This window comes from Pigmentiphaga kullae, assembly GCF_004216695.1.
GTDB lineage: Bacteria > Pseudomonadota > Gammaproteobacteria > Burkholderiales > Burkholderiaceae_B > Pigmentiphaga > Pigmentiphaga kullae.
Genome location: NZ_SGXC01000002.1, coordinates 1,053,579 through 1,066,356 on the forward strand (window position 1 = coordinate 1,053,579; position 12,778 = coordinate 1,066,356).

The following is a 12,778-nucleotide window of genomic DNA, read 5'->3' on the forward strand; positions in this document are numbered from 1 at the left end:
CGGCTTAGAAGTCCATGCCGCCTCCGGCGGGCGTCGGGACTTTCTCTTCCTTGGGCAGCTCGGCCACCGTGGCGTCCGTGGTCAGGATCAGGCCGGCGATGGACGCCGCGTTCTGCAGCGCCGTGCGGGTGACCTTCGTCGGATCGACCACGCCGATGGCGACCAGGTCGCCGTATGCGCCGGTCGCGGCGTTGTAGCCGAAGTTGCCCTTGCCTTCCAGCACCTTGGACACGACCACCGAGGGCTCTTCGCCGGCGTTGGCCACGATGGCGCGCAGCGGCGCCTCGAGCGCGCGCAGCACGATGCGGATGCCGGCGTGCTGGTCGGCGTTGGCGCCCTCGAGCTTCTCGACGGCGGCCCGGGCCCGCAGCAGCGCGATGCCGCCGCCCGGCACGATGCCCTCTTCCACCGCGGCGCGCGTGGCATGCAGGGCGTCGTCGACGCGGTCCTTCTTCTCCTTCATCTCGACTTCGGTCGCCGCGCCCACCTTAATAACCGCCACGCCACCGGCCAGCTTGGCCACGCGCTCCTGCAGCTTCTCGCGGTCATAGTCGCTGGTGGCCTGTTCGATCTGCGCCTGGATGGACTTGACGCGGGCGTCGATGCGCGACTGCTCGCCAGCTCCGCCGATGATGATGGTGTTTTCCTTCTGGACCTCGACCCGCTTGGCGCTGCCCAGATCCTCCAGCGTGGTCTTGTCGAGCTGCCGGCCGGTCTCTTCCGAGATGACGGTGGCGCCGGTCAGGATGGCGATGTCCTCGAGCATCGCCTTACGGCGGTCGCCGAAGCCCGGCGCCTTGACCGCCGCGACCTTCAGGACGCCGCGCATGGCATTGACCACCAGCGTCGCCAGCGCCTCGCCGTCGATGTCCTCGGCCACGATCAGCAGGGGCTTGCCGGCCTTCGCCGTGGCCTCGAGCACGGGCAGCAGATCTCGGATGCTGGAGATCTTCTTGTCATGCAGCAGGATCAGCGGATCCTCCAGGTGGGCGACCTGCTTCTCGGGATCGTTGATGAAATACGGGCTCAGGTAGCCGCGATCGAACTGCATGCCTTCGACGATGTCCAGCTCGTTTTCCAGCGACTTGCCGTCTTCCACGGTGATGACGCCTTCCTTGCCCACCTTGTCCATCGCCTGGGCGATGATCTCGCCCACCGCTTCGTCGGAGTTGGCCGACAGCGCCGCCACCTGGGCGATTTCCTTGTTCGTCGAAATGGGCTTGGAGAGCTTGCGCAGTTCATCGACGACGGTGGCCACGGCCTTGTCGATCCCGCGCTTCAGGTCCATGGGGTTCATGCCGGAGGCCACGTATTTCATGCCCTCCTGCACGATGGACTGGGCCAGCACCGTGGCGGTGGTGGTGCCGTCGCCGGCGACGTCGGCGGTCTTGGAAGCGACCTGCTTGACGATCTGGGCGCCCATGTTCTCGAACTTGTCCTTGAGCTCGATTTCCTTGGCCACCGACACGCCGTCCTTGGTGACCACCGGCGCGCCGAAGCTGCGTTCGAGCAGCACGTTGCGTCCCTTGGGCCCCAGCGTGACCTTCACGGCGTTGGCCAGCGTGTTCACGCCCTGCACGATGCGGGCACGGGCGCCGTCATGGAATTGCACGTCTTTCGCACTCATGTCTTTCTCCTCGTCGTGACGATCGTCAGGCGGCTTTCTTCAGTTCGTCCCGGGCGCCTTCCAGCACACCCAGCACGTCTTCTTCGCGCAAGACGAGGACTTCCTCGCCGTCGATCTTCACAGTCTGGCCGGCATACTTGCCGAACAGCACGTGGTCGCCGACCTTGAGCGCCGGCGGACGCACGCTGCCGTCATCGAGGGACTTGCCCGGCCCCACCGCGACGACTTCGCCCTGCTCGGGCTTCTCCGCCGCCGAATCCGGGATCACGATGCCCGAGGCCGTCTTGCGTTGTTGTTCGATCCGCTTGACGATCACCCGGTCGTGAAGGGGACGAATCTTCATGATCAATCTCCTAAGCGATTGCAAATCATCAGAAAGGGATATCGGCACCGTTCGCGCAAGGTCGCCGGCGCCGGCAGCATGCCGCTGCGGTTCGAAAAATTGGAGCAGGCCCCGCGCCCTTCAAGAGGGGCTCTTGAAGGGTATTTGTATCAAATTGCTACATCAAATGATGAGCCGGTCCACCCGCCCCAACCGATAGACCGCGCGGCCGGCGCGGCCAGTTTCCAGGGGGTACGGCAGTACCGGGCAAGGCGGCGCGCGGCCCCCGGACATGTCCAGCGTGCTGTCCTCGTCCTGGAACCGCTGCCACAGGCCGCTCTTGCGAGGGCGGAATAGCCATCGCACGTAGCCCCGACGGGCGGCCGCCCGCATCAGTTCGTCGCGGTCGGGGGCCTCCATGACGACGCCGGGGTCGCCGTCGTTCGCATCGGGATAGTCGCCGAACGCCCGGTGTCCGGCCAGGGCTTCGCTGGCCGGCGCCCCCAGCCGCCACCAGGGGCGCTTCACCACGCGTTCGAGGTCCCAGGCACCCAATTGCCATGCCGCGTCCAGCAGCGCCCGCTCCACCGATTCGATGTCCCCGGCCGGCACTTCGACCTGCAGCGCCGAACCGGCGACCGACCGCGGCGGCAACGGCAATTCGTCCCGCCGCAGCGGCGTCTCGCGCGCGAAGCCGTGCCAATGGATGATGAGAAGAATGGGCGCGTCCCGCCTCGGCACGGTCGCGGCGGTAACGGCATAGATGGGAAGTTTCATGGCGGCCGCCTGGGCCGCAATCGTTTCAAAGACGTTCATCGTGCCTCCGATTCGATACGCGGGCCGGCACGCGGCCATGGCCCGCCGTGCGGAAAATTTATCGCGGCGCGGCGCCCGCTTCAAGCCGCCTGGACCGACGGCGTCCGGGGAACAAGGCGCCGGGCCCCGGGTCCCATCCCTCTCCCCCGCGCAGGCGTTCCATCATGACCACCTTATCGGTTCCCCTCGAAATCGCCGGCCAGATCGACCTCGCGCGCAAGGTGATCGAACAGCATCTTCACGGCACCCTGCTCGCCATTCATCTGTTCGGATCGGCGGTGGACGCCGGCCTGAAGCCGCATAGCGACATCGACCTGCTGGTCACGGTAGACGGTGCGCCGGACGACGCTACGCGCCGGGCATTGATGCTCGACCTGTTGGCGGTATCCTCGCCCCCGGGCAGCGATGGGCCGTGGCGTCCGCTGGAAGTGACAGTCGTGGCAAGGAGCTCGCTCGTCCCGTGGCGCCATCCGGCCAGGCGTGAACTGCAATTCGGGGAATGGCTGCGCCAGGACCTGCTCGCCGGCACGTTCGAGCCGCCCCTGCTGGATCCCGACCTGGCCATCCTGCTGACCAAGGCCTTCCAGCACAGCGTGGTGCTGGCCGGCCCGCCCGCGGCGGGCCTGTTCGACCCCGTACCCCCGCGGGACTTCACCCGCGCGCTGGCGGACACCGTGGCCCAATGGAACACCGAAGCGGACTGGGCCGGAGACGAGCGGAACGTGGTGCTGGCGCTCGCCAGGATCTGGTACAGCGCGTCCACCGGCCGGATCGCCTCCAAGGACACCGCCGCGACGTGGCTGCTCGAGCGCCTGCCAGCCGAACATCGGCCGGTGCTGGAACAGGCGCGCGCGGCATACCTGGATCCGGAAAACGCCGGCGCGGCCACAGGTGGCGACCGGATGGTCGCGTTCGTCCGCCACGCCCGGTCGGCGATCGGGAAAATGCTGGCAAGTTAAGGCTCTGCCTGCCACAGGCGTAAAAAAAGGCGGCCCGCGATGCAGGCCGCCTAACACAGGCAACAACGACAACGAAAAAAGAATCAGCCCGCCACCGGCGCTTCCTTACCCTCGACCTGGACGCGGAAACCCGAGCGCACGTTGGGCCAGTAGTCCCAGATGGCCTTGTGGTGGGTGCAGCGGTTATCCCAGAACGCGATCGAATGCGGCTCCCAGCGGAAGCGGCAGGTCCATTCGGGCTTGTTGCAGTGGTCGACCAGGAACCGCAGGACGCGCTCGCCTTCCAGGCGCGGCAGTTCGTTGATGTGCGACGTGAAATCGGTATTGACGAAAATCAGCTTCTTGCCGCTTTCGGGGTGGCGCACGATGACCGGGTGCGAGGAAATCGGCGTACCGGGGCCGAACACGCGCGTGCCGTCATGGGTGGCGGTCAGGCCTTCCAGGTAGGTCTTCATGCGGGGCGACAGCGCGTCGTAGGCCGCGTACATGCTGGCGAACATGGTGTCGCCGCCGCCGTGCGGGGGCACCGTGTGGTTGTACAGCATGCTGCCCAGCGGCGGGATGGGCGCACACGACTGGTCGCTGTGGAAGTTCTCGCCCGAGATCTGCTTGGAGGTCTCGTCGTAGTGGAACTTGCGCACCAGCGGATTATCGGTGGTCTTGCTGATGGTGTTCACGCCGACGTGCTTGCCCAGCGTGCCGAAATACTCGGCCGTGCGGATCTGGTCCTCGAAACTGATTTTCTGGTCGCGAAAGAAAATGACCTGGTGCTCGATGAACGCCGCGTGCAGTTCCTTGACCTCCTGGTCGGACAGCGGGCGGGTCAGATCGATATTCCCGATTTCCGCGCCGATATGCGGGGATATGGGTTTGACCGTTATGGCTTCATATTTCATGGTGTTTTCCTGATTCCGCAAAAACAAACTACCGGAAACCCCGGCGGCCACCGGCGGCCCGGTCGGCATGGGTGGAATCATCCCTCGCGGACCGCGATCCTGCTAGCCCCCAGGCCGACTAGTTGTTATGCAATTTTCGCATTACTCAGGCGGCAGGTTCGCTGCCGGCCAGGGTTTCCGCCGCGGTTTGCCGCAAGAGGTCCACGGTCTTGGCCGTGAGCAGCGTGGGCGGCCGGCGGCTGTGCGTGACCAGCCCGATCACCCCGCCCACCACGGGCTCGACCAACGGGCAGATGCGCAGGTCGGTACCCGGCATGCCCGCGCGCACCAGGTTGTAGGGCACCACGGCCGCGCCAAAGCCCTTGTCGACCAGCGCCACGATGGCCTCGACGCCATCGATCTCGAAGGCGATGTCCAGCACGATGCCCTGCCGTGCGGCTTCGGCCTCGACCAGCATGCGCAGCGGATGCGGCTCGGACGGGAAGATCAGCCGGTGCTCGGCCAGGTGCGAGAACGCCAGCGGACGGCTTTCCTGGCCCGCCTCGGTCTTGCGCAGGATCAGGCACAGCGGCTCGCGCACCAGGGGTTCGACCTCGGTCAGGGTCGAGACGGCCGGGTCGTACATCAGCGCGGCGTCCAGCTTGTCGGAGATCAGCCGCTCGTACAGCGTCATGCTGAGCGCCTCGACGATGGTGAGCCGGGCCAGCGGAAAACGCTCGCTGAAGGCGCGCACCAGCGGCACGGTCAGCACCCTGCCCAGCGACGGCGGCATGCCGATCACCACGCGGCCGGTGATCTCGGTTTCCGAGCGCGACAGCAACTGGGTGGCGGCGTCGAGCTGCTGCAGCACGCTGCGGGCGAACAGCAGGAACTGCTCGCCCGAGTCGGTCAGCACGATGCCGCGCCCATGGCGGTGGAACAGGGTCTTGCGCAGGTCCACCTCGAGCTGGCGGATCTGCCGGCTCAGGAAGGGCTGCCCCAGGCCCAACGCGGCGGCGGCCCGGCTGAAGCTGCCATGCTCGGCCACGCGGACGAAATATTCGAGCTGCTTGAAATCCATGGTTTTCGATCTAACAGAAATGCCGTATTCGCATAGCTTGTTGCTATCTTCCAGAGAAGGCGGCGATTTGGCAAGAAGCGCTTGACACCCTTCGACGCGCGCTTATAGTGTGTCACCTATTAACCATTGGACCATACACGAAACACGGCATTCGGTTTAAACGCCACATATCGTGATCGTTTTTTCGTGGAAATCCCGTGGCCCGCGCCAGCCACCCCCGGTTTGCGCGGAATATCAACGGAAGAGACATCAATAATATTCCCGCCCATATGGCCGGAATAATCGGTATTTATCCGCCGGAAACCGGCCGGATATTTTCTTCCTTCGTTTTTTCGTCCAGAGAGCATTCACCATGGTATTGAAAAAATACGTGCTGCGAGCCTGTGTCGCCGCGACCTTCGCATCCATCGGACTGTCCGCCGCCCAAGCCCAGGGCTATCCGACCCGCCCCGTCACCATGGTGGTGCCCTTCGCAGCCGGCGGTTCCTCCGACATCCTGGCCCGCGCCTTCGGCGCCTCGCTGGCCGCGCGCCTGGGGCAGCCGGTCATCATCGAGAACAAGCCCGGCGCGGGCGGCATCATTGCTTCCGATTACGTCGCGCGCGCGCAGCCGGACGGCTACACGCTGCTGTTCGGCACCATCGGCACCCACGCCATCAACCCGGTGCTGAAGAAGACCCTGCCCTTCGACGTCGCCAAGAGCTTCACCGCCATCGGCCGTTTGCAGGACGGCCCGCTGGTGCTGGTGGTCAACCCCTCGCTGCCGGCCAAGAATCTGCAGGACCTGATCGGCTACGCCCGCGCCAACCCGGACAAGCTGTCATATGCCTCGGCGGGCATCGGCGCCATCTCCCATCTGGGCGGCGAGCTGTTCAAGTCGGAAGCCAAGGTGGAGATCGTCCACGTACCGTACAAGGGCGGCGGCGCCGCCATGCCGGACCTGCTGGGCGGACAGGTCCAGCTCATGCTGGAAACCATTCCCAACACGCTGTCCTCGGTCCGCGCCGGCAAGCTGCGCGCCCTGGCCATCAGCAGCGACAAGCGCTCGGCCTCGCTGCCGGACGTGCCCACCTTCAAGGAAAGCGGCCTGAAGGGGCTGGACGTCACGACCTGGACCGGCCTGTTCGGCCCCGCGAACCTGCCCGCCGACATCGCCTCGCGCCTGAACGCCGAGATCGCCAAGGTCGCGACCGATCGCGACTACGTCACGCGCATCGAGCAGACCGGCAGCGAAGTCGCCAAGCCCATGTCCGGGGAACAGTTCGCCGCCTTCGTCGCCAGCGAGATCACGCGCTGGCGCAAGGTGGCGCAGGCCGCGGGCGTGCAGCCGGAATAAGCCGGACCTAACCCGGCGTGTCGCCGCGCGGCCCCCGGGCCGCGGACGGCTCCCGCCGGGCCGAGGCGGACTGCACGGGCACCGCCTGCGGGGACAGGGTCTTCATGCAGGCGGCGTAGTCGGCGTCGACATCGGCCAGCGAAGTGTTGCCGCCGTAGATTTCCGAGACCAGACCGACGAACCAGGTCCGGGTCTCGACATCGTCGATCTGCGAGTTGGAAAGCACGGCATCGATCGTGCGCTGGGCGGTCCACCCCATGTCCCGCAGCCGGACGACGACCTCTTTCACGTCACGACTGGTCACGCACTCCTCCTGCCCCGAAGTCGTTGCACCCGCCCGGTCGTGACCGTTCATGGTGCACCCCATCGTCACAGCGGTCGCGAGTCCCGCGAGCACCGTTCTCATGGCTTCCGCAATCCTTGTAAGTTCTATCGTTGTCTGGCCAGCGGCAAGCATATAGAAGCGCGGCCCGGAACTCCACAACGCCGCGAAACTCGTTGCGTTGCGCGCGACACGGCCGCGCCGGCGCAACCAAGCTGTTAAACCCGGAAAAGACCGCAACGCCGCTGTAACCCCTGGCGGCCGGGCATGCGGCTAAGCTGACCGGAAATCGGAATGGACTCCGCCATGCGCATTCCCCCCACGACGCGCGAGACCCGCCACACTGCGGAAACCCATCTCAGGGCCGCCGTGCACCCGCTGCGTCCGGACATTCCGGCCCGGGCCATCACCATCGAGACGGACGAGCGCGGGCTCTGGAGCGCGCAGATCTTCGGCGTCGAGCAGTCCCTGCAAAGCTCCGGGGAATCCCTGCACCGGGAAGTGATGGACCGTCTGTCGCAATGGCACCCCATCTACGAACACGAAGAAATCGCGGCGCTGCTGACCACCCTCAAGATCATCGCGCCCAAGGCGGGGCTGGCCATCCCGCCCGGGGCCCTGAAGCTGATCGAGCTGCCCGCCGGCGTCCTGGTGCTGACGCTGAACGACGGGCCCGTCGTGGCCTCGGAAGACCCCCTGCACCTGTTGTCCCAGGCCCTGGTCAGCCTGCGCGCCGCCCAGGACGCCGCACGCTGACCGGCCCCGGGCATCCCCCAGCATCCCTGGAAAGTTCCGGCTGGTATCATGATGTCCCCCGCCCGTCCAGGGCGGGCCAGCAACAGGTGAAGCATGTTCCCAGCACGACTCACAGACGGCTACCGTTCTTTCCTGGGCGGCCGTTTCAACGACGAGCGCAACCGCTACAAGACGCTTGCCGAAAAGGGCCAGAAGCCCGAAATCATGGTCATAGGCTGCTGCGATTCCCGCGTGGCCCCGGAAGTCATCTTCGACGCCGGCCCCGGCGAGATCTTCGTGGTCCGCAACGTCGCCAACCTCGTCCCCCCCTACGAAGGCAACACCCAGCACTACCACGGCACCAGCGCGGCGCTGGAGTTCGCGGTGCAGTCGCTGCGCGTCAAGCACATCGTCGTGCTGGGCCACGCCCTGTGCGGCGGCGTCTCGGCCTTCGCCAACAGCGCCGACCCGCTGTCGCCCGGGGACTTCATCGGCAAATGGATGCAGCAGATCGCCCCGGTGGTCGAGCGCACCGTCCCGCCCGGCGAAAACCCCGGCATGTACATCCGCCAGCTGGAACTGGCCACGGTCGAACACAGCCTGAACAACCTGATGACCTTCCCGTGCGTGCGCATCCTGGCCGAACGCGGCCAGTTGCAGTTGCACGGCGCCTACTTCGGCGTCGCCACCGGCGTGCTGATGGTGCGCGATCCGGCCACAGGCGAGTTCCATCCCGTTACCGAAAGCCCGATCCCGCTGGACTGAGGAAGCCGGGCAACAATTTTTACGCAACGTCATCGGGCCCCGGCGGTCCAAGCGGTTTGCACCGCGCACGGCCGCTGCGCACGGAGCCTGGACCATGATGTTACGTATTGCCGCCACGGCGCTGTTGTCCCTGTCCCTTCCCCTGCTCGCCCACGCCGCCGGGACCGCCCGGCTGGCCGGCCTGGACGACCGGGGGCAGCCTTTTTCCGCCTCGGTCGAATACGCCGGCAACAACCTGCGGGCCGCCTCGCCCCAAAGCCCCAACAACTACCTGCTTGCCCGCGGCGACAAGATCTACGCCGTCAGCCGCGTCAACGGACAGCAGGTGGTCATGGAGGCGGCCGACCTGATGCGCATGGCGGGCGGCCTGATGCCCAGCCCCACGGCCGCGCTCGAACAGGTCAGCGCCATCGTGTCCCTGCAGCCGACCACGCGCAGCGAGACCGTGGCCGGGATCGGCGGCACCGTCTACGTGCTGACCTATGAAGACGGCCGCCGGCAGCGGCGCACCGAGGAACTGGTCCTGACCTCGGCGTCCGCCGCCAGCGAACTGACCGCCGCGGCGCTGAAACTGGGCCGCAGCCTGGCCTCGCTGTCGGGCACCCTGCTTCCCCCCGGGGCCGACGACCTGGCGCGGCGCCTGCAGGCGGACCGGCTCGGCCTGCTGCGCTTCGGCGACCGCTTCAGGGTCGAGACCCTGGACGACCGCGCACCCCAGGCCTCGCGCTTCGAATTGCCCGGCGGCTCGTTCCAGATACCCGACCTGCGGGGCCTCTTGCCCGGCCTGGGCGGCCGCTGAGCGCCGGGCACGCAAACCGCGCGGACCCGGCTAGAATGCGGGGATCCGCACGCCTGCCCGAACCCATGCCCCCTCCCGTCCTGCGCCACGGGAACACGGAGTCCCCATGACACGCGCCACGAGATTCGGCGTGGCCACCATTGTCGTCGGGATCGTCGTCCTTGGCCTGAAATACCTTGCCTACCGGCTGACCGGCAGCATCGCGCTGTATTCCGACGCGCTGGAAAGCATCGTCAACGTCGCCACGGCGGTCATCACCGTGGTGGCGCTGTCGGTCAGCGCCATGCCCGCCGACACCAACCACCCCTACGGCCACAACAAGGCCGAGTACCTGTCCGCGGTCCTGGAAAGCACGCTGATCGTATTCGCCGCGCTGACCATCCTGCGCGAGGCCTACCTGGGTTTCCTGAACCCGCGGCCGCTCGACACGCCGGCGCTGGGCATGGCGATCAGCCTGGGCGCCACGCTGATCAACGGGGTCTGGGGCACCCTGCTGATGCGCTACGGGCGCCGCTGGCACTCGCCCGCGCTGGTCGCCGATGGCCGCCATCTGTGGACCGACGTGGTCTCGTCGATAGGCGTCGTGGCCGGCGTGGCGCTGGTCGCGCTGACCGGCTGGACCCGCCTGGACTCCGTCATCGCCGGCCTGGTGGCGCTGCACATCCTGTGGTCAGGGTGGCAGTTGATGCGCGACTCGGTGGGCGGCCTGATGGACGAGGCCCTGCCGCGGGAGATCGTCGACGGCGTGCGGCAGATCATCCGCGACCACGGCACCGGGGCGCTGCAGGCCCACACCCTGCGCTCGCGCCGCTCGGGCCCCCGCGTCTTCATCGAATTCAATCTGGTCGTTCCCGGCACGATGTCCGTGGGCGCCGCCCACGCGATCTGCGACCGGCTGGAAGCCGCCATCCATGGCTACATCGAAGGCAGCTCCATCGTCATCCACATCGAACCCGAACAACAGGCGGTCGCCTCGCCCGAGGTCCGCATCAGCTGAGCCCGCGCATCATGTTCACTTCCCCGCCCGACTCCCTCCCCCATCCGGCCATCGTCGACGCGACCCGCGCGTGGCTGGAGAAGGCCGTCATCGGCCTGAACCTCTGTCCCTTCGCCAAGGCCGTCCATGCCAAGGACCAGATCCAGTACGTGGTCAGCGAGGCGCGCGACGCCGACGCGCTGCTCGAGGAACTGGGCGCATGCCTGCGCACGCTGGCGCAAAGCGACCCGGAGCAGGTCGACACCGTATTGCTGATCCATCCCTGGGCGCTGGCCGATTTCTACGACTACAACGAGTTCCTGGACGAAGCCGACGCCGCCGTGGAAGCGCTGGGCCTGGAAGGCGAGATCCAGGTCGCCAGCTTCCATCCCGACTACCAGTTCGCCGGCACCGGCGCCGACGACATCGAGAACTACAGCAACCGCTCTCCCTACCCCACCCTGCATCTGCTGCGCGAGGCCAGCGTGGACAAGGCGGTCGAAGCCTTTCCGGAAGCGGAAAGCATCTACGAGCGCAACATCGAGACGCTGCGCGAACTGGGCCACGAAGGCTGGAAGAAACTGGGGCTGTAGGACGCCGCGCGGGCTTCAGTCCTCGCTCACGCGGCCGCGCATCCGCTTGACCTCGCCATGCCGCACCTTGCGCTGCAGGCGCCGCTGCTGCGACCCCTTGGTGGGCCGCGTGGGCTTGCGCGGCTTGGGCGGCTCCGCCACCGAGGCCAGCAGGGCCGTCAGGCGTTCGAGCGCGTCGGCCCGGTTCTTTTCCTGGCTGCGATAGGCCTGTGCCTTGATCACCACCACGCCGGCGCTGGAGATGCGCCGGTCCGCCTTCTGCATCAGCGCCTCTTTCCACGCCTGCGGCAGCGACGAGGCGCCCAGGTCGAAGCGCAGGTGGACCGCGCTCGACACCTTGTTGACGTTCTGGCCGCCCGCCCCCTGCGCGCGGATCATCGTGAAGACGATCTCGTCCTCATCGATGGCGACGCCGGGAGCCAGATGCAGGACGGGCATGGGCGAACTCAGTGCGCGGCCGCGTCCACGCGCATGCCCAGCCGCCGCAGCAGCTCGCGGTCGGCCTCGGCCTGCGGGTTCTCGGTCACCAGCAGCTTGTCGCCGTAGAACATGGAATTGGCGCCGGCCAGGAAGCACAGGGCCTGCAGGGCCTCGTCCATCCGCTCGCGGCCGGCCGACAAGCGGACCATGGCCTCGGGCATGGTGATGCGCGCCACCGCGATGGTACGAACGAACTCGAACGGGTCCACCGAGGCGTTGTCCGCCAGCGGCGTGCCCTGCACGCGCACCAGGTTGTTGATCGGCACGGACTCCGGATACGGATCCATGTTGGCCAGCTGCACGATGAGCCCGGCCCGCTCGCGGCGCGATTCGCCCAGGCCGACGATGCCGCCGCAGCAGACCTTGATGCCGGCGTCGCGCACCCGGCCCAGCGTATCCAGCCGGTCCTGGTAGGTGCGCGTGGTGATGACGCGGCCGTAGAACTCGGGCGAGGTGTCCAGGTTGTGGTTGTAGTAGTCGAGCCCGGCCTCGCGCAGTTGTTCGGCCTGGCCGTCGCGCAGCATGCCCAGCGTCACGCAGGTCTCCAGGCCCAGGTCCTTGACCGCCTTGACCATGTCGGCCACCGCGTCGACCTGGTGCGGCTTGGGGCTGCGCCAGGCCGCCCCCATGCAGAACCGCGTCGCGCCGTTGTCCTTGGCCGCCTGGGCCGCCTCCAGCACCTCGTCCAGCGGCATCAGCTTCTCGGTCTCGACCCCGGTGTCGTAGCGCGAGGACTGCGGACAGTACGAGCAATCCTCGGGGCAGCCGCCGGTCTTGATCGACAGCAGGGTCGACAACTGGATGGCGTTGGGATCGAAGAAGCGCCGATGCGCCTGCTGCGCCTGGTAGAGCAGATCGGCGAACGGCAGCTCGAACAGCGCCAGCACCCCATCCACGTTCCAGGCTGTGCAATTGCGGCGAGATGTAACAGCGGCGACCGAGGGCGCGACGACGGGATCAGCTTGCATGGGTACTCCTACACGGGGAATGGCGCGGCCCACGGGGCGCGGCCAGCGCACATGGTAAGCAAGCCGGGCGGCCGCATCAAATATTAAAAATCCGTTTTTTGCACCAAAAATCGGCGAACTTGCC

At 67.0% G+C, this 12,778-nt stretch carries 15 protein-coding genes; 7 read left to right on the forward strand and 8 right to left on the reverse strand.

Features of this window, described 5'->3' with window-relative positions; all coding sequences use genetic code 11:
• Positions 1-4: 4 nt before the first annotated feature.
• The 3 genes from groL to EV675_RS19285 all read right to left on the reverse strand — a co-directional run bounded on the left by groL (position 5) and on the right by EV675_RS19285 (position 2,726).
• Positions 5-1,627 (reverse strand): chaperonin GroEL, encoded by a 1,623-nt coding sequence (gene groL / locus EV675_RS19275; RefSeq protein WP_130358854.1) that lies wholly within the window; start codon positions 1,625-1,627, stop codon positions 5-7.
• A 25-nt stretch (positions 1,628-1,652) separates the two neighbouring features.
• Positions 1,653-1,970 carry a co-chaperone GroES gene (locus tag EV675_RS19280; protein ID WP_130358856.1) on the reverse strand — a complete coding sequence of 106 codons (318 nt, stop codon included), beginning with the start codon at positions 1,968-1,970 and terminating at the stop codon, positions 1,653-1,655.
• Between the two features lie 162 nt (positions 1,971-2,132).
• Positions 2,133-2,726, reverse strand: coding sequence for a diguanylate cyclase (locus EV675_RS19285; protein WP_242621499.1), 594 nt, complete (start codon positions 2,724-2,726; stop codon positions 2,133-2,135).
• A gap of 203 nt (positions 2,727-2,929) precedes the next feature.
• Here EV675_RS19285 and EV675_RS19290 point away from each other — a divergent pair, with 203 nt between their 5' ends.
• Positions 2,930-3,724 (forward strand): AadA family aminoglycoside 3''-O-nucleotidyltransferase, encoded by a 795-nt coding sequence (locus EV675_RS19290; protein ID WP_130358860.1) that lies wholly within the window; start codon positions 2,930-2,932, stop codon positions 3,722-3,724.
• An 83-nt stretch (positions 3,725-3,807) separates the two neighbouring features.
• On the opposite strand, the gene EV675_RS19295 is transcribed toward EV675_RS19290, so the two are convergent.
• A complete protein-coding gene (locus EV675_RS19295) occupies positions 3,808-4,620 on the reverse strand; it encodes a TauD/TfdA dioxygenase family protein (RefSeq protein WP_130358862.1) in 813 nt (270 codons plus the stop codon).
• A gap of 145 nt (positions 4,621-4,765) precedes the next feature.
• The gene (locus tag EV675_RS19300) at positions 4,766-5,680 is read right to left on the reverse strand and encodes a LysR family transcriptional regulator (RefSeq protein ID WP_130358864.1); all 915 of its coding nucleotides are present in this window, start codon (positions 5,678-5,680) and stop codon (positions 4,766-4,768) included.
• 352 nt (positions 5,681-6,032) lie between these two features.
• On the opposite strand from EV675_RS19300, the gene EV675_RS19305 reads away from it, so the two are divergent.
• Complete coding sequence (locus EV675_RS19305) at positions 6,033-7,016, forward strand: Bug family tripartite tricarboxylate transporter substrate binding protein (RefSeq protein ID WP_130358866.1); 984 nt, start codon at positions 6,033-6,035, stop codon at positions 7,014-7,016.
• 7 nt (positions 7,017-7,023) lie between these two features.
• Here the strand turns inward: EV675_RS19305 and EV675_RS19310 are convergent, their stop codons facing one another.
• Positions 7,024-7,320, reverse strand: coding sequence for a hypothetical protein (locus tag EV675_RS19310; protein ID WP_130358868.1), 297 nt, complete (start codon positions 7,318-7,320; stop codon positions 7,024-7,026).
• A gap of 312 nt (positions 7,321-7,632) precedes the next feature.
• Between EV675_RS19310 and EV675_RS19315 the strand changes: the two genes are divergently transcribed.
• The 5 genes from EV675_RS19315 (at position 7,633) to EV675_RS19335 (ending at position 11,206) form a co-directional block, all read left to right on the forward strand.
• Positions 7,633-8,094, forward strand: coding sequence for a hypothetical protein (locus tag EV675_RS19315; RefSeq protein ID WP_130358870.1), 462 nt, complete (start codon positions 7,633-7,635; stop codon positions 8,092-8,094).
• 93 nt (positions 8,095-8,187) lie between these two features.
• On the forward strand, positions 8,188-8,838 hold the full coding sequence (locus EV675_RS19320) for a carbonic anhydrase (RefSeq protein WP_130358872.1): 651 nt from the start codon (positions 8,188-8,190) through the stop codon (positions 8,836-8,838).
• Between the two features lie 94 nt (positions 8,839-8,932).
• Positions 8,933-9,637, forward strand: coding sequence for a hypothetical protein (locus EV675_RS19325; protein ID WP_130358874.1), 705 nt, complete (start codon positions 8,933-8,935; stop codon positions 9,635-9,637).
• Between the two features lie 106 nt (positions 9,638-9,743).
• Positions 9,744-10,634, forward strand: coding sequence for a cation diffusion facilitator family transporter (locus EV675_RS19330; protein WP_130358876.1), 891 nt, complete (start codon positions 9,744-9,746; stop codon positions 10,632-10,634).
• Between the two features lie 11 nt (positions 10,635-10,645).
• Entirely contained in the window at positions 10,646-11,206 is a 561-nt protein-coding gene (locus EV675_RS19335; RefSeq protein ID WP_130358878.1) for a DUF1415 domain-containing protein, read from the forward strand.
• Positions 11,207-11,221: 15 nt separating this feature from the next.
• Here EV675_RS19335 and arfB read toward each other — a convergent pair whose 3' ends face one another.
• Both arfB and bioB read right to left on the reverse strand, forming a co-directional pair.
• Entirely contained in the window at positions 11,222-11,644 is a 423-nt protein-coding gene (gene arfB, locus EV675_RS19340) for an alternative ribosome rescue aminoacyl-tRNA hydrolase ArfB (protein WP_130358880.1), read from the reverse strand.
• A gap of 8 nt (positions 11,645-11,652) precedes the next feature.
• Positions 11,653-12,654, reverse strand: coding sequence for a biotin synthase BioB (gene bioB, locus EV675_RS19345; protein WP_130358882.1), 1,002 nt, complete (start codon positions 12,652-12,654; stop codon positions 11,653-11,655).
• Positions 12,655-12,778: the final 124 nt, after the last annotated feature.

Bases quoted from the DNA above. Each gene is read 5' to 3' on its own strand.
- groL (WP_130358854.1), bottom strand. From the start codon at position 1,627: ATGAGTGCGAAAGACGTGCAATTCCATGACGGCGCCCGTGCCCGCATC.
- EV675_RS19285 (WP_242621499.1), bottom strand. From the start codon at position 2,726: ATGAAACTTCCCATCTATGCCGTTACCGCCGCGACCGTGCCGAGGCGG.
- EV675_RS19325 (WP_130358874.1), top strand. From the start codon at position 8,933: ATGATGTTACGTATTGCCGCCACGGCGCTGTTGTCCCTGTCCCTTCCC.
- EV675_RS19290 (WP_130358860.1), top strand. From the start codon at position 2,930: ATGACCACCTTATCGGTTCCCCTCGAAATCGCCGGCCAGATCGACCTC.
- bioB (WP_130358882.1), bottom strand. From the start codon at position 12,654: ATGCAAGCTGATCCCGTCGTCGCGCCCTCGGTCGCCGCTGTTACATCT.
- EV675_RS19335 (WP_130358878.1), top strand. From the start codon at position 10,646: ATGTTCACTTCCCCGCCCGACTCCCTCCCCCATCCGGCCATCGTCGAC.
- EV675_RS19315 (WP_130358870.1), top strand. From the start codon at position 7,633: ATGGACTCCGCCATGCGCATTCCCCCCACGACGCGCGAGACCCGCCAC.
- EV675_RS19300 (WP_130358864.1), bottom strand. From the start codon at position 5,680: ATGGATTTCAAGCAGCTCGAATATTTCGTCCGCGTGGCCGAGCATGGC.
- EV675_RS19330 (WP_130358876.1), top strand. From the start codon at position 9,744: ATGACACGCGCCACGAGATTCGGCGTGGCCACCATTGTCGTCGGGATC.
- arfB (WP_130358880.1), bottom strand. From the start codon at position 11,644: ATGCCCGTCCTGCATCTGGCTCCCGGCGTCGCCATCGATGAGGACGAG.
- EV675_RS19305 (WP_130358866.1), top strand. From the start codon at position 6,033: ATGGTATTGAAAAAATACGTGCTGCGAGCCTGTGTCGCCGCGACCTTC.
- EV675_RS19280 (WP_130358856.1), bottom strand. From the start codon at position 1,970: ATGAAGATTCGTCCCCTTCACGACCGGGTGATCGTCAAGCGGATCGAA.
- EV675_RS19320 (WP_130358872.1), top strand. From the start codon at position 8,188: ATGTTCCCAGCACGACTCACAGACGGCTACCGTTCTTTCCTGGGCGGC.
- EV675_RS19295 (WP_130358862.1), bottom strand. From the start codon at position 4,620: ATGAAATATGAAGCCATAACGGTCAAACCCATATCCCCGCATATCGGC.